The sequence below is a fragment of the Spirillospora sp. NPDC052242 genome, from assembly GCF_040679555.1.
Taxonomy (GTDB): domain Bacteria; phylum Actinomycetota; class Actinomycetes; order Streptosporangiales; family Streptosporangiaceae; genus Spirillospora.
On the sequence record NZ_JBFAUZ010000003.1, the window covers coordinates 1 to 22,153 of the forward strand.

21 protein-coding genes are annotated in these 22,153 nt (G+C 73.9%); 8 read left to right on the forward strand and 13 right to left on the reverse strand.

The window, feature by feature from the left end:
• Positions 1-224: 224 nt before the first annotated feature.
• From AB0L25_RS03230 to AB0L25_RS03255, 6 genes are all read right to left on the reverse strand, one after another.
• Entirely contained in the window at positions 225-1,583 is a 1,359-nt protein-coding gene (locus tag AB0L25_RS03230; RefSeq protein ID WP_500168111.1) for an erythromycin esterase family protein, read from the reverse strand.
• 417 nt (positions 1,584-2,000) lie between these two features.
• A complete protein-coding gene (locus AB0L25_RS03235; protein ID WP_500168113.1) occupies positions 2,001-2,963 on the reverse strand; it encodes an oligopeptide/dipeptide ABC transporter ATP-binding protein in 963 nt (320 codons plus the stop codon).
• Entirely contained in the window at positions 2,963-3,934 is a 972-nt protein-coding gene (locus tag AB0L25_RS03240) for an ABC transporter ATP-binding protein (protein ID WP_500168114.1), read from the reverse strand. The genes AB0L25_RS03235 and AB0L25_RS03240 overlap by 1 nt, the downstream gene beginning before the upstream one ends.
• A gap of 8 nt (positions 3,935-3,942) precedes the next feature.
• Positions 3,943-4,968 carry an ABC transporter permease gene (locus tag AB0L25_RS03245; RefSeq protein WP_500168116.1) on the reverse strand — a complete coding sequence of 342 codons (1,026 nt, stop codon included), beginning with the start codon at positions 4,966-4,968 and terminating at the stop codon, positions 3,943-3,945.
• Entirely contained in the window at positions 4,961-5,926 is a 966-nt protein-coding gene (locus AB0L25_RS03250; RefSeq protein WP_500168118.1) for an ABC transporter permease, read from the reverse strand. The genes AB0L25_RS03245 and AB0L25_RS03250 overlap by 8 nt, the downstream gene beginning before the upstream one ends.
• 16 nt (positions 5,927-5,942) lie before the next feature.
• Positions 5,943-7,553 (reverse strand): ABC transporter substrate-binding protein, encoded by a 1,611-nt coding sequence (locus AB0L25_RS03255; RefSeq protein ID WP_500168120.1) that lies wholly within the window; start codon positions 7,551-7,553, stop codon positions 5,943-5,945.
• Between the two features lie 194 nt (positions 7,554-7,747).
• Here AB0L25_RS03255 and AB0L25_RS03260 point away from each other — a divergent pair, with 194 nt between their 5' ends.
• Positions 7,748-9,454, forward strand: coding sequence for an AMP-binding protein (locus AB0L25_RS03260; protein ID WP_500168122.1), 1,707 nt, complete (start codon positions 7,748-7,750; stop codon positions 9,452-9,454).
• 55 nt (positions 9,455-9,509) lie between these two features.
• Here the strand turns inward: AB0L25_RS03260 and AB0L25_RS03265 are convergent, their stop codons facing one another.
• The 5 genes from AB0L25_RS03265 to AB0L25_RS03285 all read right to left on the reverse strand — a co-directional run bounded on the left by AB0L25_RS03265 (position 9,510) and on the right by AB0L25_RS03285 (position 13,157).
• A complete protein-coding gene (locus AB0L25_RS03265; RefSeq protein ID WP_500168124.1) occupies positions 9,510-10,019 on the reverse strand; it encodes a ricin-type beta-trefoil lectin domain protein in 510 nt (169 codons plus the stop codon).
• Positions 10,020-10,161: 142 nt separating this feature from the next.
• Positions 10,162-10,956 (reverse strand): SDR family NAD(P)-dependent oxidoreductase, encoded by a 795-nt coding sequence (locus AB0L25_RS03270; protein ID WP_500168126.1) that lies wholly within the window; start codon positions 10,954-10,956, stop codon positions 10,162-10,164.
• Positions 10,953-11,765: an SDR family NAD(P)-dependent oxidoreductase gene (locus AB0L25_RS03275; protein WP_500168128.1), complete on the reverse strand. Its 813-nt coding sequence runs from the start codon at positions 11,763-11,765 to the stop codon at positions 10,953-10,955. Before AB0L25_RS03275 ends, AB0L25_RS03270 begins: the two co-directional genes overlap by 4 nt.
• Positions 11,758-12,000, reverse strand: a complete 243-nt coding sequence (locus AB0L25_RS03280; RefSeq protein ID WP_026400951.1) for a hypothetical protein — start codon at positions 11,998-12,000, stop codon at positions 11,758-11,760. The genes AB0L25_RS03275 and AB0L25_RS03280 overlap by 8 nt, the downstream gene beginning before the upstream one ends.
• The gene (locus AB0L25_RS03285; RefSeq protein WP_500168130.1) at positions 11,997-13,157 is read right to left on the reverse strand and encodes a 3-ketosteroid-9-alpha-monooxygenase, oxygenase component; all 1,161 of its coding nucleotides are present in this window, start codon (positions 13,155-13,157) and stop codon (positions 11,997-11,999) included. The genes AB0L25_RS03280 and AB0L25_RS03285 overlap by 4 nt, the downstream gene beginning before the upstream one ends.
• A gap of 158 nt (positions 13,158-13,315) precedes the next feature.
• On the opposite strand from AB0L25_RS03285, the gene hsaA reads away from it, so the two are divergent.
• The 4 genes from hsaA (at position 13,316) to AB0L25_RS03305 (ending at position 17,000) form a co-directional block, all read left to right on the forward strand.
• Positions 13,316-14,482, forward strand: coding sequence for a 3-hydroxy-9,10-secoandrosta-1,3,5(10)-triene-9,17-dione monooxygenase oxygenase subunit (hsaA, locus tag AB0L25_RS03290; RefSeq protein ID WP_500168132.1), 1,167 nt, complete (start codon positions 13,316-13,318; stop codon positions 14,480-14,482).
• 82 nt (positions 14,483-14,564) lie between these two features.
• On the forward strand, positions 14,565-15,437 hold the full coding sequence (locus AB0L25_RS03295) for an alpha/beta fold hydrolase (protein ID WP_500168134.1): 873 nt from the start codon (positions 14,565-14,567) through the stop codon (positions 15,435-15,437).
• 90 nt (positions 15,438-15,527) lie between these two features.
• On the forward strand, positions 15,528-15,770 hold the full coding sequence (locus AB0L25_RS03300) for a DUF6411 family protein (protein ID WP_378296587.1): 243 nt from the start codon (positions 15,528-15,530) through the stop codon (positions 15,768-15,770).
• A 27-nt stretch (positions 15,771-15,797) separates the two neighbouring features.
• Entirely contained in the window at positions 15,798-17,000 is a 1,203-nt protein-coding gene (locus AB0L25_RS03305; RefSeq protein ID WP_500168136.1) for a phospholipase D-like domain-containing protein, read from the forward strand.
• A gap of 40 nt (positions 17,001-17,040) precedes the next feature.
• Here AB0L25_RS03305 and AB0L25_RS03310 read toward each other — a convergent pair whose 3' ends face one another.
• Together AB0L25_RS03310 and AB0L25_RS03315 are read right to left on the reverse strand one after the other, a co-directional pair.
• Entirely contained in the window at positions 17,041-18,213 is a 1,173-nt protein-coding gene (locus tag AB0L25_RS03310) for an alpha/beta hydrolase family protein (protein WP_500168138.1), read from the reverse strand.
• A 2-nt stretch (positions 18,214-18,215) separates the two neighbouring features.
• Positions 18,216-19,733 carry an FAD-dependent oxidoreductase gene (locus AB0L25_RS03315; RefSeq protein WP_500168140.1) on the reverse strand — a complete coding sequence of 506 codons (1,518 nt, stop codon included), beginning with the start codon at positions 19,731-19,733 and terminating at the stop codon, positions 18,216-18,218.
• A 151-nt stretch (positions 19,734-19,884) separates the two neighbouring features.
• Between AB0L25_RS03315 and AB0L25_RS03320 the strand changes: the two genes are divergently transcribed.
• The 3 genes from AB0L25_RS03320 to AB0L25_RS03330 all read left to right on the forward strand — a co-directional run bounded on the left by AB0L25_RS03320 (position 19,885) and on the right by AB0L25_RS03330 (position 22,127).
• The gene (locus AB0L25_RS03320; protein ID WP_500168142.1) at positions 19,885-20,499 is read left to right on the forward strand and encodes a TetR/AcrR family transcriptional regulator; all 615 of its coding nucleotides are present in this window, start codon (positions 19,885-19,887) and stop codon (positions 20,497-20,499) included.
• 63 nt (positions 20,500-20,562) lie between these two features.
• Positions 20,563-21,312 carry an SDR family NAD(P)-dependent oxidoreductase gene (locus AB0L25_RS03325; protein WP_500168144.1) on the forward strand — a complete coding sequence of 250 codons (750 nt, stop codon included), beginning with the start codon at positions 20,563-20,565 and terminating at the stop codon, positions 21,310-21,312.
• Positions 21,313-21,323: 11 nt separating this feature from the next.
• Positions 21,324-22,127: an SDR family oxidoreductase gene (locus tag AB0L25_RS03330; protein WP_500168146.1), complete on the forward strand. Its 804-nt coding sequence runs from the start codon at positions 21,324-21,326 to the stop codon at positions 22,125-22,127.
• The last annotated feature ends 26 nt before the right edge of the window (positions 22,128-22,153 follow it).

Consider the following 22,153-nt stretch of genomic DNA (forward strand, 5'->3'; position numbering starts at 1 on the left):
TTCTCCGCTGCCCGCCCCAGGTCCCGGCGCCCCGCACCCTCGGGGTGCGGGGCGCCGAGCGGTTCGGGCGGGACGGGCGCCGGTCGACGGCCCGCAGGTCCGCGCGGCGTTCCCCGTCTCCGGCGGCCCCCGTGTCCGGCGCCCCCTGGTCTCCGACGCCCTCGGTTCGGGAACAGGTCGAGCGTCCTCGATCTGCACGGAGCGCGGGTGCGGGGAGGCGAGGGTCAGCGGAGGGTGGCGGCTCGAATCCGGTCGAGGTGGATGAGGACGTCGTAGAAGGCGGCCAGGGCGACCGGGCGGGGTTCCGTCGGGTAGTCGGCGCCGATGTCGCGCGTGGGACGGGCCCGGTGCAACCAACCGCGGGCGGGCTCGGGGACCGTCCGCATGTCGAGCATGTAGTCCCGGTACCGGGCCCGGCCGAGGGTGTGTTCGTTGCCGCCTTCGGCGGCCGGGCCGATCGTGAAGGGCCGGAGCACGCCGTCGGGGTCGAAGGCGTTGAAGGACCCGTGGTCGAAGGAGAAGCCGATGCTCACGTAGCGGCGTCCGATCTGCTCCCGGATCAGGTCCCCTTGGATCCGGTGCGGGTGTTCGGGACGCGAGTTGCCGTAGGCGACGTGGCCGTTGTGCGCCGAGAGGAGGGTCCTGCCCGTGCGGCGGCTCCACCAGATGGTGTTGTCGGCCATGGCCTTCTCCCGGTGCTGGACGGCTCGCAGCAGTTCGGCCGGGTCGGTCAGGTCGTAGGCGTACATCTCGGCGACCTGCGCGATGAACGTGGCGTACCGGCGGACGGTGGCGTCCGCGCCGTGGTCGCGCAGCAGTTCGCCGACCCGGTTCGCGTCGGCCAGGGCCGCCTTCCGCTCGGTCAGGGGCCTGGCCGGATAGTCGCGCGACCAGGCGTCCATGCCGGCACCGGGGCGCAGGTCACGGTAGAGGTCCCGAACGGTCGGCAACAGGCCGGGGTGGTGCGCGGCGACGTACGTCTCGACCCGCTCGAAGAGTTCGGGGCCGGGGTAGTCGATGTCGTTCCCGACGTACCGGAGCTTGGCGCCGTGGCGGGCGTTGTAAGCGCGCATCCACTGGAAGAGGTCGAGATACTCGCGGGTGTTCCACAGGCGGGTGGCGCCCTGGAATTCTTCCCGCATGATCTGCCCGATGTCGCCGGTGCCGTTCACCACGTAGTCGTCGATGCGCAGGCCCGCCGCCACGTGCACTTCCTGGCTGAACGCCCGGAAACCCTTGGTTTCGACCAGGTACCGGAAGACGCGGTGCTTCATCGTGAAGAACTCCCGCGAGTTGTGGGTGGCCTCGCCCAGGCCGACCACGTGGGCGCCGTCCAGCATGCGGCCCAGGGCGTCGAGGTCGCTCCGGTCGCCGCCGGGCTCGGTGGAACGCAGCGGCTGCGCGTGCGCGTCGATGGCCTTCACCACCTCGCCGGTGGAGGCGTTCGGCGAATGCCGCGACGCGGTCCGGTCATGGGCGGCCGCACGCGCCGTTCCGACGCCCGCCCCGCCTGCCGCGAGCGGGACGGCCGTGAGCCCCGCGGCCAAGGTGATCGCGAGCCTGCTCCGCATGGATCCGCGCATGCCCTTCCTTCCGGTCGTCCGTCAGAAGCGGTTGATGCCTGCCGTGCGGGTCGCGACCGGTTGTGGTGTCGACTGACACGGCCGTGGTGGGCCGCGTCCTCGGTGGAAGCCGACCGGACGCGTCGCGGCGAGGTGATGACGACCTTAGAAAGCCGTCGGGCCGCCGAAATCCCTCCGCAGGACCATTCCGGCGCACCTTTCGATACACCTGGCCGGTGTTGTCCCTGGTCTCTTCGCCTGCCACGCACCTTCACGCCCATGCCACCGTTCGGCACGGTGCTGGTGCGGCTGCTCGACCATCGGCGGCTGTCCGCCGCGCAGCTGCGGCAGGTCTGCGCGCGGGCGGGACCATGCGGCGGGCGGTCCCCGAAGAGTCCATCGACCGGTTCCACCGGGTGGGGTCCTACTGGGGCTGAGTCACGCGTGGTGGCAGGCGATGTGGTGGCCGTCGGCGTGCTCGCGGAGTTCGGGTTCCTCGGCGGCGCAGCGGTCGGTGGCCAGGGGGCAGCGGGTGCGGAAGCGGCAGCCGCTCGGCGGGTCGAGGGGCGACGGGGGGTCGGTGCTCGCGGCGCCGGTCGCCGGTTCGGACGCCTCGGGGACGGACGCGAGGAGCAGCCGCGTGTACGGGTGCAGCGACTCGGTGGCGAGCGCGGACGACGGGACGACCTCGCAGACCTTCCCGAGGTACATCACGAGAACGCGGTCGCTGATGTTCTTGACCACCGCCAGATCGTGCGCGATGAAGATCATGCTCAGCCGGCGTTCGGTCCGGGTGCGTTCGAGCAGGTTCAGGATCTGCGCCTGCACGGAGACGTCGAGGGAGGAGACGGGCTCGTCGCAGATGAGGACGTCCGGGTCCGTCATGAGCGCGCGGGCGATGCAGACGCGCTGGCACTGGCCGCCCGACAGTTCGTGCGGCCGCCGGTCCCGGACGGTCGCGGGGTCGAGCCCGACGGACCGCAGGACCTCGTCGACGCGTTCGGCGGACGGGCGCTTCCCGCGGATCGTCGGGCCCTCGGCGACGAGGTCGCGGACGCGGCGGCGCGGGTTCAGCGCGGCGACCGGGTTCTGCAGGATCATCTGCAGGCGCGCGCGCTGTTCGCGGAGGCGCGCGCGGGGCAGTCCGGTGAGTTCGGTGTCGCCGAGGAGGACCGAGCCCGAGGAGGGCGGGGGCGCCTGCAGGACGGCGCGTCCGGTGCTGGACTTGCCGCAGCCGGACTCGCCGAGGATGCCGAGGGTCTCGCCGTCGAGGAGGTCGAAGCTGACGCCGGAGACGGCGTGCACGGTGCCGCGCCCGGCGGGGAACTCGACGGTGAGGTCGCGGACGGTGAGGACGGGGTCGGCGTCGGGGCGCAGGTGCGCGGTTCCGGTTCCGGCCATCAGGCGCCTCCTCGGGGATGGTGGCAGGCGAACGCGCGGTCGCCGGACGGGACGAGCGGCGGCGCGTCCGTGCGGCACAGGTCGGTGGCGTGCGCGCAGCGGGGCGCGAAGCGGCAGCCGGGCGGCGGCGCGGCCATGTTCGGCGGTGCGCCGTCGATCGCCCGCAGGATCGTGTGGGGCGGGTCGTCCAGGTGCGGGATCGAGGCGAGGAGGGCCTCGGTGTAGGGGTGGCGGGGGTCGTCGAACAGGGTGCGGGCGGGCGCGAGTTCGGCGAGGCGGCCCGCGTACATGACGGCGACGCGGTCGGCGCGGCCCGCGACGACGGCGAGGTTGTGGCTGATGAGGACGATCGCGGTGCCGAGTTCGGACTGCAGGCGGCCGAGCAGGTCGAGGATCTGCTTCTGCACGGTGACGTCGAGCGCGGTGGTGGGCTCGTCGGCGATGAGCAGGTCGGGTTCCCCGGCGAGGGCCATCGCGATGACGACGCGCTGCCGCATGCCGCCGGACAGTTCGTGCGGGTACTGGTCGAGGCGGCGGCGCGGTTCGGGGATGCCGACGAGGCGCAGCAGCTCCTCGGCGCGGGCGCGCGCGCCGGCGTGGGAGCGGCCGTGGCGGCGCAGGCTCTCGGTGAGGTGCCGGCCGACCTTCTTGACCGGGTTGAGGGCGGTGCCGGGGTCCTGGAACACCATGCCGACGCGGGCGCCCCACAGCGCGCGGCGTTCGGCGGGCGCGAGCGCGTGCACGTCCGTGCCGTCCAGCACGACGCGTCCGGACACGGTCATGTCCGGGCCGGTGGTGTAGAGGCCCATCACGGTGCGGCCGAGCACCGACTTGCCCGAGCCGGACTCGCCGACGACGCCGAACATCTCGCCGGCGCGGACGGTGAAGGAGACGCCGTCGACGGCTTGCAGCGGGCCGCGCGGGGTGGCGATCTCGGTGTGCAGGTCCTCGACCGTGAGGAGGGGGGTCATCGTGGCTCCTAGAGCTTCGCCTGCCGGGGGTCCCACCGCTTGCGGGCCTTCTCGCCGACGAGGTTGAACGCGAAGACGGTCAGGAAGAGGGTGACGCCGGGAACGAGCACGATGTGCGGATGGTCGGTGAACGCGTTGTTCTGCTCCCCTTCGGCGATCATGTTGCCCCAGGACGGGTCGGGCGGCTGGACGCCGAGCCCGAGGAAGCTCAGCGACGCCTCCGCGACGATCAGCACCGACACCATGACCATGCCGTAGGACAGCAGCGGCGGGACGACGTTCGGCAGCAGCTCGCGGGTCGCGACCCGCCACCGGGACGCGCCGAGCAGTTCGGCGGCGAGGACGAACTCGCGCTGCGCGAACGCGATGGTGTTCGCCCGCGCCATCCGGATCATGCCGGGGACGGCGAGCAGCGAGAGGGCCATCGCGATGTTGGGCAGGGTCGGTTCGAGGACGGTGCCGAGCGCGATCAGCAGGATCAGCGGCGGCACGGCCAGCAGGGAGTTCGTGAGGACGCCGACGGGCGGGTCGGCGCGCCGCAGGTAGCCCGCGGCGATCCCGACGGCCCCGCCGACGACCGTCCCGATGAGGACGGCGCCGAGCGCGACCACGAGCGACGAGCGGGCCCCGTGGACCAGGCGGGCGAGCAGGTCGAGCCCGAAGTTGTTCGTGCCGAGCGGGTGCGCGGTGGACAGGTCGGGGACGGCCATGCCGGGGGAGTCGAGGGTCGCGACGATGTCGCGGTGCTCGCCGAGCGGCAGCAGCGGCGCGAGGACCGCGGCCGTCACCAGGACGGCCAGCCAGGCGGTGCACAGCCAGAACAGCAGGTCGAAGCCGGGGCCGAAGAGGGCGCGGCCGGCGCGGTCGAGGCCGGCGTACGCCGCGGCGAGGCCGGCGAGGACGGCGCCGAGCTGCGGCCATCCGGTGCCCGCGAGCACGGTGACCGACGCGCCCAGCACGATGAGGCCGGGGACGGCGAGCGCGGCGCCGAGCAGCAGGGAACCGGACCGGGGGGACTTCGGGGCGTCAGACATGGGCCCGCCTGATTCGTGGGTCGAGGAGTGCGTAGGACGCGTCGATCAGCGCGTTCACCAGCACGTAGAGGAGGGCGATGACCAGCACCGCGCCCTGCACCGTGGGGACGTCCCCGGCGTCGGCCGCGCCGATGATCAGCGTGCCCATCCCGGGCAGCGCGAACAGGTGCTCGACGATCACGGTGCTGCCGACGAGCCTGCCGAGGCTGACGCCGAGCAGCGTGACGAGGGAGAACGACGACGGGCGCAGCGCGTCCCGCAGCAGCACGTGGACGGGCGGCATGCCCTTGGCGCGGGACGCGAGGATGAAGTCCTCCCGCAGGGTGGCGATGAGGTCGCCGCGCAGGACCCGCGTGAACGTGGCGACCTCGACGAGCGCGATCGTCAGCGCGGGCAGGAACGCGTGGTAGAGGTTGTCGCCGAGCCCGTCGGACAGCCGCGCCCACTCCAGCCGGGGGAACCAGCCGAGCCGTTCGGCGAACAGCGCGATGAGCAGCATCCCGGCGAGGAAGCTCGGCACCGACAGAATCGCGAAGGTACCCGCGCCGACGAGCCGGTCGACCCGTCCGCCCGCGCGGTACGCCGACCACATGGCGAGCGGGACGGCGACGGCCAGCGCGATGAGCAGCGCGAGGACGGCGAGTTCGAGGCTGACCGGGAGGGCGGCGCCGATCCGTCCGGCGACGTCGTCGTAGGGCGGGACGAACGAGGTGCCGAGGTCGCCGGTGACGGCGTCCCCGACCCAGCGCGCGTACCGGACGGGCAGCGGGTCGGTCAGCCCCATCTCCTCCCGCTGCGCCTGGTATTCGGCGGGCGTGTGGCCCTCGCCGAGGACGGCCACGGCGGGGTCGCCGGGCATCAGGTCGACGAGCGCGAACGCGCCCGTGCTGACGACGAGCAGGACGAGGACGAGCTCGACCAGCCGCCGCACCGCGTCGCGGACGTTCACCCTCGACACCCTCGACACCTCCGGTTCAGTCCCGCGCGAGCCACGCGTCGTCCAGCAGGACCATGCTGTTGACGGTTCCGGTGACGCCGCGCACGCGGTCGGGCCACGCGATCAGTTCGGGCTGCGGCCCGAACACGAGCGCGGGGACGTCCCGGTTCCACTGCTCCTGGATGCGGCCCATCACGGCGCGCTGCGCCTCCTCGCCGTCGGCGCCGCGCAGGTCCTCGATGAGCGCGGACATCTCCGGGGTCGTCGCCATGCCGACGGTGAGGTTGCCCTCGGCGTGCAGGGTCGCGTACATCCGCGCGAACGGGCCCGCCTCGCGCCAGCTGATTCCCCAGCCGGAGACGTCGTAGGTCTTCTTCACCGACACCTTGGTGATCTGGTCGGCGATGGACCGGACGAGGTCGAGTTCGACGTCGAAGCCGACGCTCTCCAGCATCGCCTTCGCGGCGAGGGCGGTGGTGCGGGACGCGGGGTCCTGCGCGTCCAGCCAGGTGACCTTGCCGTCGTAGCCGTCGGCCTTCGCCGCCGCGAGCAGCTCGCGCGCCCGGTCCGGGTCGTAGGGGAGCGGCTCGACGCCGGTGTGCCAGCGGGAGAACCCGGGGAACAGCGCGTTGCTCGCGAGGCCCGTCCCCGGGTAGGCGCGCCGGTAGATCACCTCGGGCTGGAGCGCGAGGTGCATGGCCCGGCGGACGCGCGGGTCGGCGCCGGGGTGGCCGGGGGTGGCGTTGATGACGGCGACGTTGCCGAGCGCGACCATGTTGAGGAACCCGGAGTGGCCGGCCTCGAGCGCGTCCCGGACGATGACGGGGTCGCGGAGGAACGCGGCCTGGATGCGTCCGCTGTCGAGGGTGGCGAGGGCGGCGTCGGGGTCGTCGACGTAGACGAGCCGGACGCGGTCGAGGTGCGGGCGCCCGTCCCAGTAGTCGTCCCGGGCCTTGAGGACCATCTCCTCGTCCGGGGCGTACCGCTCGAACTCGAAGGGGCCCGCGCCGACCGGCCGGAACTTCGCGCCGCCGTCGGACGACTTCGCGACGATCATCCCGGGCCCGCTCGTCAGCATGAACGGGAAGGTCGGCCAGGGGTGCGCGAGCTCGAACACCACGGTGCGCTCGTCCGGCGTCTTTACGGCTTGAACGTTCGCCTTCCACAACGCGGCCTCGTCGGCGCCCTTGCGCACGTACCGTTCGATGCTCCACTTCACGGCGGCCGCGTCGAGCGCGGTGCCGTCGCCGAACGTGACGCCGTCGCGGAGCCGCAGCGTCCAGGTCGTGTCGTCCGCGGCGGACTCGAGGCCCGCCGCGAGCTGCGGGACGACCTCGCCGCTCGCGGGGTCCCAGCGCATCAGGACGTCGTAAATCGCGGCCATCTCGACCCCGCCGGTGGACCCGGCGACGATCGTCTCGGCGGGGTCGAGGAGCCCGGCCTCGGCGTAGGCGGCGAACGTGAGGGTGCCGCCGTCCACGGGGGTTCCGCCGCGGTCCGTCCCGATCATCCCGACCCGGTACTCGGCGGGCTTCGCCTCCTCGCGGGGCGCGCCGCCGCCGGACTGCCAGGCGCACGCGGTCGCCGCCGTCGCGACGGCGAGGACCGCGGCCGCGTGCCGGAACCGTCTGCTCGCGGGTGTGCGCACATCCCTCCCCGGGCCGCCGTCCGGCCGCCGCTTTTTCGCGGGACCGAAACGCCTTCGCAAGTGCGACCGAGATAAACAGCACGGGCCGCGGCCGGCGGCGCGAGTCCCGCTCAGCGGGATCGGCCTGCGCCGCCTCCGGGCGTCCTGCCGGACCCTGCGTAGACGGCCGGCGCCGCCGGGCGGGGAGGAGGAGCATGACCGAGGGCAGGGTGCTGGGCGACGACCGTCCCGCCGACGACCCGACGTTCGCCGGGCTGGTCGCGGCGCGCGGCGAGGACGACCGGACGGGCCTGTCGTTCGAGGACCGGTCGTGGACGTGGCGCGAGGTCGTCGCGGAGGCGCGGCTGCGCGCGGGGCTCGTCCGCGACCTGGCGGGGACGGGGCCGGACCCGTGGCATGTCGGGCTGTTCCTGGAGAACGGGCCCGAGCACCTGTTCTGGCTGCTGGGCGCGGCGCTCGCCGGGGTGCCGGTGGTGGAGCTGAACCCGACGCGGCGGGGCGCCGAGCTGGCCCGCGACATCGCGCACACCGACTGCGGCGCGGTCGTCACCGAGACGGCGCGCGCGTCACTGCTCGACGGGCTGCTCGACGGGCCGGCCGGCGAGCGCGGCGGGACGGGCGAGCGCGGCGGGACGGGCGAGCGCGGCGGGACGGGCGAGCGCGGCGGGACGGGCGTGCCCGTCCTGGTCGTCGACGGCGGCGGGTACGCCGACCGGCTCGCCCGCACGGCGCCGCTCGGCGGCGTCCCGGGCGACGACCCGGCGACCGTGTTCTGCCTGATCTTCACGTCCGGGACGACGTCCGCGCCGAAGGCCGTGCTCTGCAGCCAGCGGCGGCTCGGGCGCATCGCCGTCCAGCAGGCCGCCCGCCGGAACCTCGGGCGCGACGACGTCTTCTACGTCGCGATGCCGATGTTCCACTCGAACGCGCTGATGGCGGGCATCGCCCCGGCCGTCGCCACCGGCGGGCGGCTGGTGCTGCGGCGCCGCTTCTCCGCGTCGGGGTTCCTCCCGGACGTCCGCCGGTACGGCGTCACGTTCTTCAACTACGTCGGCAAGCCGCTCAACTACATCCTCGCGACCCCGGAGAAGCCGGACGACGCGGACAACCCGCTGCGCATCGCGTTCGGGAACGAGGCGGCGCAGCACGACATCGAGGCGTTCGCCGCGCGGTTCGGATGCACGGTCATCGACTCCTACGGGTCGAGCGAGGGCGAGATCCGCATCGGCCGCGTCCCCGGGACGCCGCCCGGATCGCTCGGCGTCGCCGAGGACGGCGTGATCGTCGCCGACCCGGAGACGCTGCGCGAGTGCCCGCCCGCCGAGTTCGACGAGCACGGCCGGATGACGAACCCGGACGACGCCGTCGGCGAGATCGTCGACACTCGGGGCGCCGCGAAGTTCGAGGGCTACTACCGGAACCCTGAGGCCACGGCGAAGCGCGTCCGGAACGGCTGGGTGTGGTCGGGCGACCTCGCCTACCGCGACGCCGACGGCTACTGGTACTTCGCCGGGCGCGGCGACGACTGGCTCCGCGTGGACGGCGAGAACTTCGCCGCCGCGCCGCTGGAGCGGCTGCTCGCGCGGTTCGACGCGTTCGCCGACGTCGCCGTGTACGCGGTCCCGGACGAGCGGGTCGGCGACCAGGTGATGGCGGCGGTGACGCTCGCGCCCGGCCGCCGGTTCGACCCGGCCGCGTTCGCCGCGTTCCTTGCGGGACAGCCCGACCTCGGCACCAAGCAGGCGCCCAGGTACGTGCGCGTGATGGCGGAGCTGCCCCGCACCCCGACGAACAAGGTCGTCAAGCGGCCGCTGCGGGACGCGGCCTGGAACACCGGCGACCCGGTCTACGTGCGCCGGTCGGGCGCGTTCGTCCGGCTGGAGGCGTCCCCGGCCGGGTGACCGGCCGGGTGGCGGGCCGGACGCCCGCCGCGCGCCCGCCCGCTCGCAGTGTCCGTCAGTGCCCGGCGGGCTCGAACGTCCAGAGCTGGTGGTCGTGGTCGGGCCGCTCGGGCACCAGGAAGGCGTGCTCCTCGCCCTCGTTCCAGGTGAGGAGCTGCCCGTCGCTCGCGAGCGAGATGACATAGCGGCCGCCGCCCGCGTGCGTCGCGTACCAGAGCGTCGGCTCCTCGGCGCAGGAGCGCCACGCGACGTTGCGCGGCCACCCGGGGCGCGGGTCGACGCCCAAGCAGTCGTCCGTGGCGGCGTCGCCCGGCGTGGCGCGGAAGACCTGGATGCCGTCCGACATGAGCTCGAAGCGCCAGACGGTGCCGCACGCCCCGACCGTGCCGCGCGCGCCGGGCGCGGCGGGGCCGTTCAGGCAGCGGTCGCCGTGGTCGGTTCTGATCCGGTACTCGCCGGGCGGGTACGGCTCGGCGGACGCGGCGGGGCCCGTCAGGACGAGCGCGGCGCCGCCGAGACCGACCGAAAGGGCGGCGGAAAGGACTGCGGGCAGGCGAAAACGCATGGTGACACCTCCGGAATTGAATAGATGATCACCATGAATCACACCCCGCGGCGCCCTCAAAGTCAACACATAACGTGGTCAACCAATTGCGGTCAGTAAGCGTCGTGCTGGGCGCCCCGGTCGCCGGCCCGCGGCCCTCGGGCTACTTCCCGGACTCCTTCGGGAGCATCCGCTTCATCGCCTCGTGCGCGCCCGCGACCTTCGCCGAGCGCGGGAACCCGCTGCGCTTCTGCGCGGCCTCGTAGTTGCCGCCCGCGACCCAGACCGGCCCGTCGGCGAGGTGCTCGAGGCCCTCGCGGGCGACGTCGTCCGGATCGGCGACGTTCAGGCCCGGGATGTCCATGTTGAGGCCCGCGCGCTCCATCGCGGGCGTGCGGGTGACGCCGAGCACCAGCTCCAGGACGTCCACGCCGTGCTCGCGGAGCTCCAGCCACAGGCCCTCGGCGAACACCCGCCCGAACGCCTTGACCGCCGAGTACACGCTGATCTGCGCCTGCCCCATGTACCCGGCGAGCGACCCCACGAGCAGGATGCCGCCGCGCCCGCGCTCCTTCATCGGCGCGGCGAAGTGGCGGGTCAGCGCGAGCTGCGCGGTGATGTTGAGGTCGATGACGCCCTGGAAGCGGTCGAGGTCGCCGGTGACGAACTCGTGCCCGTAGCTGTTCGCGCCCGCGTTGAAGATCAGCAGCCCGACCTCGATGTCGTCGGTGACCTCCCGGATCGCCTTCAGCGGCTCCGGGGCGACGAGGTCGAGCTCCAGCGTCCGGACCTCCACGCCCTTCGCCCGGACGGACGCGGCGGTCTCGGCGAGCGGGCCGGGCTTGCGGGCGATGAGCACGAGGTTGATCCCCGCGTCGGCCAGCCGGTGCGCGAACGCGGAACCGACCCCCTCCGAACCGCCCGCGACGACGGCCCACGGCCCGTACTTCTCGATCATCCTTCTCCGTCCAGATCGGGGGTCCAGGCGACCCCGTTGATGTGCGAACCGCCGTCCGCGAACAGCGTGTTGCCGGTCAGGTAGCGGGCGTCCTCGCTCGCGAGGAACAGCGCGACCGGCGCGATGTCGTCCTCCGGGTCGCCGAGCCGGCCCATCGGGTTGGCGGCGTCGGCCGCGGCCTCGATCTCCGGGTGCTCGGCCGACATCCGGCGGAACGCGGCGCTCTTGGCGCCCGGGCAGATCGCGTTGACGACGACGCCCGTCGGCGCCCACTCGCGCGCCGCGGTCCGGGTCAGCGTCCGGAGCGCCTCCTTCGCGGAGTTGTACTCCAGCGTGCCCATGTGCGCGTTGACGCCGTTGAGCGAGCACATGTTGATGACGCGGCCCCAGCCGCGCGCCCTCATGTGCGGGAACGCGGCCTGCATCGCCCACAGCGGCCCGTAGTAGCCCATCGCGAAACCCCGCGCGAGCTGCTCGTCCGTCTTGTGCTCGACGCGCCCGACGGTGCCCGCGCCCCACGCGTTGTTCACCAGGACGTCCAGCGAGCCCCACGTGTCGACGGCCGCCGCGACCATCGCCTCGACCTGCGCCCGCACCGTCACGTCGGTGTGGACGAACCGGGCCTGCGCGCCGAACTCGTCCGCCAGCTCGGCGGCGACGCGCGCACCGGCGTCCGCGTCCAGCTCGGCGACGACGACGCGCGCGCCCTCGGCGGCGAACCGGCGCGCGACGCCCCGGCCGATGCCGTCGCCCGCGCCCGTCACCACCGCGACCCGCCCGTCCAACCGGCCGCGGGCCGGGTCAGTCATCGAGGACCTCGATGCCGCCGGTGAGCGCCGCCTCCTGGATGGCCGAACGCAGCGCCGGGCACGTCCCGTGCTCGTCCTCGTCCAGGCCCGTGCACGCGGCCCGCGCCTCCGCCGTCCACTGGATGCTGGTCTGCTCCCAGCTGGACTTGCGGGCCAGCACCTCCCCGGCGCAGCGGCGGCAGCGGACGGGACGCATCGGCGCCCCGTCCAGCCGCTCGTCGGACCGCACCGTCACGCCGTGGCCTCCGCCGCGTCCAGGCGGGCGAGGTTCTCCTCGACCTCCTTCTTCCACGACTCGACCGGACGGGTGGTGTCGATCTCGTACTCGAACCGGTCGGTCATCTCCGGCGCGACGTCGGCGACGTCCACGTAGAACTGCTCGTACCAGCGGCGGAGCTGGTAGACCGGGCCGTCCTCCTCGCACAGCAGCGGGTTGTCGATGCGGGTCTTGTTCTTCCAGATCTCGACGTCCTGCTGGAAGCCCGTCAGGATGAACGCCGACAGCTTCTCCGCGGTCGCCTCGGCCGCCGCGGGCGGCAGCGCGTCGCTGTGCTGGACGATGATCCCCGAGTGCAGCGAGAACGAGTTCTCGTCGATCGGGTAGTGGCAGTTGATCAGGATGGACTTCAGGTCGTAGCCCTCGTAGTGGTACGTCAGCTCGTCGATCATGAACGACGGCCCGTGGTACGTCGCGACCGAGGTGTTGCCGAGCATCCGCGGCCCGCCGCCCCCGCTGCCGCCCTCGCGCTGCCGGCGCGAGTCCTCCCGGGTCACGCCCTTCATGATCTGCGTGGCCGTGTGGCCCTCGAAGACGTTCTTGAAGTACGTCGGGAACGACTGGTGGATGTAGAAGAAGTGCGCCATGTCGACGACGTTGTCGATGACCTCGCGCGCGTTCGTGTGGACGATCTGCTCCGTCCAGCGCCAGTTCGTCCAGTCGTCGCGGGTGGCGCCCTCGATGACGGGGATCGTGACGTCCGCCGGGGGCTGCTTGCCCTCCGGGTCGTTCCAGACGAACAGGAGCTGGTCCTGCTCCATCGTCGGCCAGGCGGCCGTGCGCGCGCGCAGCGGCACCCGACGCGAGTACGGGATGCCCTTGCAGCGGCCGTCGCCGCCCCAGCGCCAGTCGTGGAACGGGCACGCGATCGTGTTGCCCTTGACGGTGCCCTGGGACAGGTCCCCGCCCATGTGCCGGCAGTAGCCGTCCAGCACGTTGATCTTGCCGTCCTCGCCCATGAAGACCACGAGCTTCTGGCCGAACCCGTTGATCGTGTGCGGCTTGCCGTCCTTGAACTTCTCGGCGAGGCCCAGGCAGTGCCATCCTCGGGCGAACCGGCTGGAAATCGCCTCGGCCTCGATGCGGCGGATCGCGTCCGACTCGGCAGCGGTCACGGTGGATCATCCCTTCGGCTATGGACGAGATGGTTCGCACGCTATGTCGCAGGTCACGCCGTCCGGGGTCCGGTCCCGCTGGCCGGGACGTCTCCGCGCGCCCGTCCGGCCCCCGTGGTGTCCTGCACGAACCGGACGAGGAGGACAGGAGCGGGCAGATGAGCAGTGAGGTCCTGGACGCCGTGCGCGGACTGCTGCCGGGCATCGCCGAGCGGGCCCGGACCGTGGACGAGAAGGGCCGCATCCCCGCCGACACCATCCGGAAGCTGACCGACGCGGGCATGTTCCGGCTGCTGCAGCCCGCCCGGTACGGCGGCGCCGAGGGCGACCCCGTCGAGTTCTACGCCGCCGTCCGGGAGATCTCCGGCGCCTGCGGCTCCACCGGCTGGGTGACGGCCGTCCTCGGCGTCCACTCGTGGCACCTCGGCCTGTTCCCCGACTCCGCGCAGCGCGAGGTGTGGGCCACCGGCCCGGACACGCTCGTCGCCTCCTCCTACGCCCCGATCGGCCGGCTCACCCCCGTCGAGGGCGGCTTCGAGATCTCCGGCCGGTGGGCGTTCTCGTCCGGCTGCGAGTTCGCGTCCTGGGTGCTGCTCGGCGGGCTCGTCGTCGGCGCCGAGGGCCGTCCCGTCGACTTCATGACCGTCCTGCTGCCCCGCGCCGACTACGAGATCCGCCAGGTCTGGGACTCGATGGGCCTGCGCGGCACCGCCAGCGACGACATCGTCGTCGAGCGCGCGTTCGTCCCGGCGCACCGCGCGATGCGCAACTACGACCAGGCGCGCCTGCGCGCCCCCGGCCGCAAGGTCAACACCGGCCCCCTCTTCCGGCTCCCGTTCGGCACGATCTTCACCACGACGGTGTCGTCCAGCGTCATCGGGATGGCCGCGGGCTGCTACCGCTCGTACGTGGCGCAGATGCGCGACCGGATCCGGCTGAGCCTCGGCGGCGGCCGCTTCGTCGAGGACGAGTTCGCGCAGGTCGCGGTGGCCCGCGCCGCCTCGGAGATCGACGCGGCCGTCCTGCAGACCGAACGCAACATGCGCGACGTGCACGCCCACGCGGTGCGCGGCGAGGAGATCCCGATGGAGCTCCGCCTGCGCGCCCGCCGCGACCAGGTGCGCGGCACCGAGCGCGCCATCGAGGCCATCGACATCCTGTTCAAGACCGCCGGCGGCAACTCGCTGCGCCGCGGCCACGTAATCGAACGCGCCTGGCGCGACGCCCACGCGGGCAGCGTCCACGTCGCCAACGACGTCGAGCGCGCCCTGTTGATGTACGGCCGGGGCGAGTTCGGCCTCGCCATCGAGGACAACCTCGTCTGACCGCCGCCCGTCCGCGGTCCCCGCGGCCCGCGCGTCCCCGCGCGCCACGATTGCCGGTGGGGACGGCGGGTAGTGCGCGTCAATGATCTTCAAAGGTTTCACCCTGGACAGGATCGATGTCGGCGAGGTCGAGCTGCGGGTCCGGCACGGCGGCTCCGGTCCGCCGCTCGTCCTGCTGCACGGCCATCCCCGCACGCACGCGACGTGGCACAAGGCGGCGCCGCTGCTGGCCGAACGCTTCAGCGTCGTGTGCCCGGACCTGCGCGGGTACGGGAGATCGGGCAAGCCGCCGACCGACGCCGAGCACGCGCCCTACTCCAAGCGCGCGATGGCCGGGGACGTCGTCGCGCTGATGCGCGTACTCGGGCACGACACCTTCGCGGTGGCCGGTCACGACCGCGGCGCGCTGGTGGCGTTCCGCACCGCGATGGACCATCCCGGTGCGGTCACCGCGCTGGTGGCGATGGACGGGCTGCCGGTCGTCGAGCACCTGGAGCGCTGCGACGCCCGCTTCGCCGAGGCCTGGTGGCACTGGTGGTTCTTCGGCCAGACCGCCAAGCCCGCCGAGCGGATCATCAACGCGGATCCCGACGCCTGGTACGCCACGACCGGCGAGCACATGGCCCCCGAGGCATGGGACGACTTCCGGGCCGCGATCCACGACCCGGCGACCGTGCACGGAATGCTCGAGGACTACCGGGCGGGCCTGGGCATCGACCGTCGGCACGACGAGGCCGACCGCGCCGCCGGTCGGCGCGTTCGGTGCCCGACGCTCGTGCTGTGGTCGCGTCGGGACGACCTCGAGGATCTGTACGGCGATCCGGTGAAGATCTGGCGCGCGTGGGCGGAGGACGTCCGCGGCGGGCCCATCGATTCGGGCCATCACATGGCCGAGGAGGCGCCGGCCGAGGTGGCCGCCGCGGTCGGCGGGTTCCTGGGCCGCCTCGCCGGGTGACGGGGGTGTGGTCAAGGTGGCGGAATGTCTTTGTTTGTCCGGGGTAAAGCGTCGCCAGACGTTGAAGGACACTCTGGAAGGGGCGAGAACATGGCGGTCGTCGCCATCGTGGGCGTTTGCGCGGTACTGCTGGTGCTGGCGTTCCTGCTGCCGCGGCTTTCGCGGCATCCGCAGCGGGGGACCCAGCGGGCGCTGGGGTTCGGATCGCGGGCGGGATCCTCGGCGCCGGGGCCGCTCGGGCGCCTGCTGAGCAAGCCGTTCCGGTCGTCGTCGCGGGCCGTCGGGCGCAGCGGGTCCGCGGGGCGCCGCGCCCGGTTCCGTTCGCCGTTCTGACCGTCGACCGATGACGCGGGAGGGCGCATGACGATCACCCACGACCAGGGCGCGCGGGACGGCGCCGGGGAGCCGGGCGGCGAGGCGGTGCGGCTGCGGCGGCGGCTGGAGCGGCTGCTCGGGGTCGCCGCGACCGAGGGCAACGCGGTGGAGCCGCTGCGCAACGGCGACGAGATCTTCCCGGCGATGCTGGACGCCATCGCGTCCGCCGAGCACACCGTCGACATGATGACGTACGTGTACTGGCGGGGCGACATCGCGCGCCGGTTCGCCCGCGCGCTGGCGGACCGCGCCCGCGCCGGCGTCCGGGTGCGGCTCCTGCTGGACGGCTTCGGCAGCCACCCGATCGAGAAGGAGCTGCTGGACGCCATGGACGCGGCGGGCGTCACGGTCGCGTGGTTCCGGAGGCCGCCGTACCTGTCGCCGTTCAAGCAGAACCACCGGTGCCACCGCAAGGTCCTGATCGTGGACGAGCACACGGCGTTCACCGGCGGGGTGGGCATCGCCGACGAGTGGAAGGGCGACGCCCGCAACAGCGGCGAGTGGCGCGACACCCACGTGCGGGTGCGCGGGCCCGCCGTGGACGGCATCGCCGCGGGATTCGCGCAGAACTGGGCCGAGTGCCACGACGACCTGTTCGACGAGCGCGACCGGTTCCGCCCGCACGACGCGGCCGGCGACGCGGTCGTCCAGGTGGTGCGGGGGTCGGCCAGCATGGGGTGGCAGGACATGCAGACCCTCATCCGGGTGGTGCTGGAGTCGGCGCGGCACCGCCTGCGGCTGGCGACGGCCTACTTCGCGCCGGACGCCTACTTCACCGACCTGCTGTGCCGCACGGCGCGCCGCGGCGTGGCGGTGGAGATCCTGCTGCCGGGGGAGCACGCCGACAAGCGGGTCAGCAGGCTCGCGGGGCAGCGGCACTACGACGAGCTGCTGGACGCCGGGGTGCGGATCGCGCAGTACCGGCCGTCCATGCTGCACACGAAGATCATCACGATGGACGGCGTGGCATCGCTGATCGGCTCCACGAACTTCAACCGGCGGTCCCTCGACCACGACGAGGAGATCATGCTCGCGGTCATCGACCCGGAGGTGACCGCGCGGCTGGACGACCACTTCACCCGGGACCTGGCGGTCAGCGACCCGATCGACCCGGTGCGCTGGCGGCGGCGGGGCGCCCTGCACCGGGTGAAGGAGGCGTCGATCGTTCCGATCCGCCGCTTCCTGTGAACCGCCGGGCCCGCGGTGCCGGCCGCGGGCCCGGGGACGGTCAGCAGCCGGACGGCGGGGTCTCGCCGTCGCGCAGGCGCTCGACGTACCGCAGGCCGTCGGTGAACGACGCGTCGAGCAGCGCGCGGTGGTCGGCGCCCTCGTACTCGCGGTAGGCGATCGTGTCGTGGCGCTCGCAGAGGTCGCCGAGCAGCAGCTTCGTCGCGTCCGGGGAGACCAGCGTGTCGGCGGTGCCCTGCTGGACGAGCGTCGGCACGCGCAGGTCGAGGCCCGTGGGCTCCTGCGAGCGCAGGTACGCGACGAGCGGGCCCAGATCGGCGTCGGGCTTGAAGACCTTCGTGGGGTCGAAGCCCTCGGCCATCTTCCGGAGCCCGTAGGTGCACGTGGACGTCCGGGCGGCGTCGAGCATCGGGAGGGCCTCGTCGGTCAGCAGGTCGTCCGGGACGATCGCCGGGTCGGCGGCCTCGGCGCCGGTGAGCAGGACGAACAGGAACGGCATCGCCGCCTGCGCGCCCGGGAGCCCGGACCGCACGTATTCGGGGGTCGCGCTGGTCTGCGAGCCGGGCGCGAGCGCGAGCGCCCCCTGCAGGCGCACGTCGCGGGGCGTCTGCCGCGCGGCGGCCGTGAACAGCGCCGCGTGCCCGCCCTGGCTGTGCCCGGCGACGTACCAGTTCCGGCCGATGCGGCGGTCGAGGCCGCGGGCGGCGCGGACGATGTCGACGACGGCGTTCGCTTCGCTGCGGCCGTGCATGTACGGGTGCCCGCCGGGGGTGCCGAGGCCCTCGTAGTCGGTCTGCACGACCGCGTACCCCTGCGCGACCCACCGGTCGAGGTACCGCTCGGTGAACGCGAGGTAGTCGTGCGCGGGGCCGTCCGCGGTGTCGGCGGAGGGGGCGCACACGTCGGCGGTGCCGGTCGTGCCGTGCGCCCAGCTCAGCACGGGCCAGCCGCCGCGCGGCGGCGTCCCCGCCGGGATCGCCACGGTGCCGGTCACGGTGATCGGCCGGCCGTTCGCGCCCTCCGACGTGTACGTGACCGTCCGGTTGGCGGCGGCGCTCGGCAGTGCCGCGGTGCCCGTGACCGGGCCCGCGGCCAGGAGGCGCCCGCGGTGGCCGGGCGGGACGTCCGCCTGCGCGGGCACGGCGGCGCCGAGCGTCGCGGCGCACGCCGCGGCGGCGGCGAGCCCGGCGGCCCGCGTCCTGATCGATGCCATGTTCACTTCTCCTCGGATGCCATGTGCTGCACGGCCCGGTACGCGAACGCCATCCCGGTCCCGATCGGGACGCCCGGGCCCGGGTAGACCGGGCCGGTGAAGGAGGCGGTGGTGTTGCCCGCCGCGTACAGGCCGGGGATCGGACGGTCCGACGCGTCGAGCACGCGGGCGTCGGGGTCGATGCGGAGGCCGCCCTTGGTGCCGAGGTCGCCGACCACCATCCGGGCCGCGTAGAAGGGGCCCCGGTCGACGGCGACGAGGCCGTGCCCGCCGCCGGTGAAGTACCGGTCGTAGGGGTCCTCGCCCCGGTGGAAGTCCGCGTCGACGCCCGCGGCGGCGAAGCCGTTGAACCGGTCGACGGTCGCGGCGAGGGCCGGGCCGGGCACGCCGATCTTCGCGGCGAGCTCGTCCAGCGTGTCGGCCCGCACCCAGGTCCCGGCGGCCAGGTGGGCGTCGGGGTCGGCGGCGGGGATCGTGATGGCCGGCGCCCCCGTCGACTTCGCGTCGAAGACCAGGTGCAGGGGGCCCTGCGCGGCGGCCATCTCGCGGCCCATCCGGTCGTAGGGGAGCGACTCGTTGGCGAACCGCCGGCCCGTCCCGTCGACGATGAGGCCGCCGCGGAACCCGAGGGTGAACGCGGCGCGGCCGTCCGGGTCGACGAGGCCGGGGCAGAACCACGCCTCGTCCAGGTCGCCGGTGGCGGCCCCGGCGGCGACGGCCGCCGCGATCGCGTCGCCGGTGTTCGCGCCGTCCGGCGCCATCGTCCACTCCGCCGACCCGGCCACCTTCCGCTCGGCCCGCAGCTCGGCGGACGACTCGAACCCGCCGGCCGCGAGCAGCACCCCGTGCCGGGCCCGCAGCCGCACCGGCCCGTCCGGCGTGTCGGCCTCGACACCGACGACCCGCCCGTCCTCGACGACCAGCGAGGTCAGCGCCGTCCGGGTGCGGACGTCGCCGCGCCCGGTGTTCGTGAACGCCAGCAGCAGCCGCCCGATCAGCGCCCGGCCCTGCACCAGCGGGGCCGACGGGTCGTGCGGCAGCCCGGCGCGGTCCCGGTCGACGGGCGGACGGACGAGCGCCGCGAGGTCGCCGAGCCGTTCGGCGGGCACGGGCAGCGGGACGAACGACCGGCCCCGCGCGGTGCGGCCCGGCGCGTCGTAGTACTCGGGGAACGCCTGCCATTCGAACTCGATCGCCGGGTCGCTCTCCAGGAACTCGACGACCCGGGGCGCGGCCTCGAGGAACGCCTCGCGCAGCGCGGCGGGCCCGTCCCCGAGCAGCGCCGTCAGGTAGGTGCGGGCCGACTCGGTCGAGTCGTCGTCGATCCCGGCGCGGCGCTGCACCGGGCTGCCCGGCAGCCAGATCGACGCGCCCGCGTAGGCGCTCGTCCCGCCCAGCAGCGCCGTCTTCTCCAGGACGGCCGTGCGCCGCCCGCCCGCCGCGGCGGCGAGCGCCCCGGCGAGCGCGCCCGCGCCCGATCCGGCCACCACCACGTCGTACTCGTCCGTCCATTCGCCCACGTGACGTCCCCTTCGCGATCTCGGCGCGGCAAACGTAAGCGCGGTGCGGCCGTGCGGGCCCGCGCGTCCCACTGAGCGGTATCGACGTGCGGCGGACCGTTCCGGGCGGCTAGATATGGTCGTGTCGGGACGCGAGTCGGAGGGGGAGATCGTGGCGAGGATCGCGGCGGCGAGGCTGTCGGCCGAGCCCAGCTCGCCGGAGCAGCACGACCGGCGGCAGCGCATCCTGCGCGCCGCCATGCGCATCGGCGGCGAGAAGCCCCTCGAACGCGTCCAGATGCACGAGGTCGCCAAGGCCGCCGGGGTGGCGATCGGCACGCTCTACCGCTACTTCCCCTCGAAGGTGCACCTGTTCACCGCGGTGATGGCCGCGCAGGTGGACCGGTTCGGGGAGGGCGTCGGGCCGCCGCCGCCCGGCACCGACCCGGAGGACGCGGTCGCCGACCTGCTCGTCGCCGCGAGCCGCACCCTGATGGCGCAGCCGCTGCTGTCGGCGTCGATGCTGCACGCGGCGAACAGCGCGAACGTCGCGACCGTCGTCGACACCGCCAAGATCGACACCACGTTCCAGGAGATCGTGCTGCTGGCGATCGGCATCGAGGTGCCGACGGCGCAGGACGTCCGGCTCGTGCGGCTGCTCATGCAGTGCTGGTACGGGGTGCTGCAGATGAGCCTGAACGGGCGCGCGTCCATGGCGGATGTGGAGAGCGACATCCGGATGGCGTGCCGGCTGCTGCTCGCGCCGCGCTCCAACGCGGCCGGCTGACGCGCGTTCCGCTGGCCGGGACCGCACCGGCCGTCCCGTCCGGGCCGTCGTTACCGTGCGGTCATGAAGCGCTATGACGGTGTGAAAGTACTGCTCACCGGGGCCGCGTCGGGCATCGGGCGGGCCACCGCGATCCGCCTCGCGAGCGAGGGCGCCGCCCTGTACGGGGTGGACCTGTCCGCGGACGGCCTCGCCGGGACGGCCGCCGCGATCACCGGCCCGGGGACGATCGCGACGCGCGTCGCCGACGTCACCGACGAGCCCGCCGTGATCGGCGCCGTCCGGGACGCGGTCGCGACGCTCGGCGGCATCGACGTCCTGGTGAACGTCGCGGGCATCCACAAGACCACGCCGCTGGGCGGCCTGACCGTCGCCGACCTGACCCGCCTCTTCCAGGTGAACCTGGTCGGCACCGCGCTGTTCTGCCGCGAGGCCGCGCCGCACCTGCCGGACGGGACGGGCGCGATCGTCAACGTCGCGTCCCTGTCGGCGGTGCAGGGCAACCCGTACATGTCGGCGTACTCGGCGTCGAAGGGCGCGGTGCTGTCGTTCTCGCTGAGCCTCGCCGCCGAGCTGAGCCCGCGCCGCGTGCGGGTGCTGTCGGTCTCGCCGGGCGGGATCGACACCCCGCTGACCAGGGCGCCCGACATGTTCCCCGCCGGGGTCGACCCGACGTACTTCGGGCGGCTCGCGCCCCCGTTCGGGCAGGGCCGGGCCGAGCAGATCGCGGCGGTGATCGCGTACGCGGGCTCGTCCGACGCCGCCTACCAGACCGGCGTCGACCTGCGGGTCGACGGCGGCTCCCACATGTGAAGGAGACCCCCATGACCGCAGCGACCACGACGTCAACGACGGGACGCACGATCGCGATCAGCGGCAGCGCCTCCGGCATCGGCCGGACCCTCGCGGAGACGCTGCGCGGCCGCGGCGAGGCGGTCATCGGCGTCGACCTGCGCGACGCGGACGTGTGCGCCGACCTCGGCACGCCGGAGGGCCGGGCCGCCGCCGTCGCCGGCGTCCTCGACCGGTCGGGCGGGACGCTCGACGGCGTCGTGGCGTGCGCGGGCGTGTCGGGTCCGACGCCGCTCACCGTCACGGTCAACCACTTCGGCGCCGTCGCCCTGCTGGAGGGCCTGCGGCCCGCGCTCGCCCGCGCCGCGCGGCCCCGCGCCGCCGCCGTCGGGTCGATCTCCGGGACGCAGCCGGTGGACGACGACGTCCTGCGGGCCTGCCTGGACGGCGACGAGCCCGCGGCGCTCGCGGCGGCGGCGAAGGTGATCGAGCGCGGCGCGGGCAACCGGCTGTACCCGTCGTCGAAGTCGGCGCTGGCCCGGTGGCTGCGCGCGGCGTCGGTCTCGCCGGAGTGGGCGGGCGCGGGCATCCCGCTGAACGCGGTCGCGCCGGGCGTCGTCCGGACGCCGATGAGCGAGCCGCTGTTCGCCGACCCGAAGATGCGCGAGGTGATGGACCGGGCCGTCCCGATGCCGCTCAACGGGTACGCCGACCCGGAGGTCGTCGCGGAGGCGCTCGCCTGGCTGATCTCCCCGGCGAACTCGCACATGGCGGGCCAGGTCGTCTACGTGGACGGCGGCGCGGAGGCGTCGCTGCGCGGGCCCGGGGCGTACTGACGCGCGGACGGCCGCCCCCGTCCGCG

What these genes read in the sequence shown, in the direction of transcription:
- AB0L25_RS03260 (WP_500168122.1), top strand. Translation starts at nt 7,748, where the DNA reads ATGACCGAGGGCAGGGTGCTGGGCGACGACCGTCCCGCCGACGACCCG.
- AB0L25_RS03265 (WP_500168124.1), bottom strand. Translation starts at nt 10,019, where the DNA reads ATGCGTTTTCGCCTGCCCGCAGTCCTTTCCGCCGCCCTTTCGGTCGGT.
- AB0L25_RS03235 (WP_500168113.1), bottom strand. Translation starts at nt 2,963, where the DNA reads ATGGCCGGAACCGGAACCGCGCACCTGCGCCCCGACGCCGACCCCGTC.
- AB0L25_RS03230 (WP_500168111.1), bottom strand. Translation starts at nt 1,583, where the DNA reads ATGCGCGGATCCATGCGGAGCAGGCTCGCGATCACCTTGGCCGCGGGG.
- AB0L25_RS03295 (WP_500168134.1), top strand. Translation starts at nt 14,565, where the DNA reads ATGATCTTCAAAGGTTTCACCCTGGACAGGATCGATGTCGGCGAGGTC.
- AB0L25_RS03245 (WP_500168116.1), bottom strand. Translation starts at nt 4,968, where the DNA reads ATGTCTGACGCCCCGAAGTCCCCCCGGTCCGGTTCCCTGCTGCTCGGC.
- AB0L25_RS03325 (WP_500168144.1), top strand. Translation starts at nt 20,563, where the DNA reads ATGAAGCGCTATGACGGTGTGAAAGTACTGCTCACCGGGGCCGCGTCG.
- AB0L25_RS03305 (WP_500168136.1), top strand. Translation starts at nt 15,798, where the DNA reads ATGACGATCACCCACGACCAGGGCGCGCGGGACGGCGCCGGGGAGCCG.
- AB0L25_RS03240 (WP_500168114.1), bottom strand. Translation starts at nt 3,934, where the DNA reads ATGACCCCCCTCCTCACGGTCGAGGACCTGCACACCGAGATCGCCACC.
- AB0L25_RS03275 (WP_500168128.1), bottom strand. Translation starts at nt 11,765, where the DNA reads ATGACTGACCCGGCCCGCGGCCGGTTGGACGGGCGGGTCGCGGTGGTG.
- AB0L25_RS03310 (WP_500168138.1), bottom strand. Translation starts at nt 18,213, where the DNA reads ATGGCATCGATCAGGACGCGGGCCGCCGGGCTCGCCGCCGCCGCGGCG.
- AB0L25_RS03300 (WP_378296587.1), top strand. Translation starts at nt 15,528, where the DNA reads ATGGCGGTCGTCGCCATCGTGGGCGTTTGCGCGGTACTGCTGGTGCTG.
- AB0L25_RS03270 (WP_500168126.1), bottom strand. Translation starts at nt 10,956, where the DNA reads ATGATCGAGAAGTACGGGCCGTGGGCCGTCGTCGCGGGCGGTTCGGAG.
- AB0L25_RS03330 (WP_500168146.1), top strand. Translation starts at nt 21,324, where the DNA reads ATGACCGCAGCGACCACGACGTCAACGACGGGACGCACGATCGCGATC.
- hsaA (WP_500168132.1), top strand. Translation starts at nt 13,316, where the DNA reads ATGAGCAGTGAGGTCCTGGACGCCGTGCGCGGACTGCTGCCGGGCATC.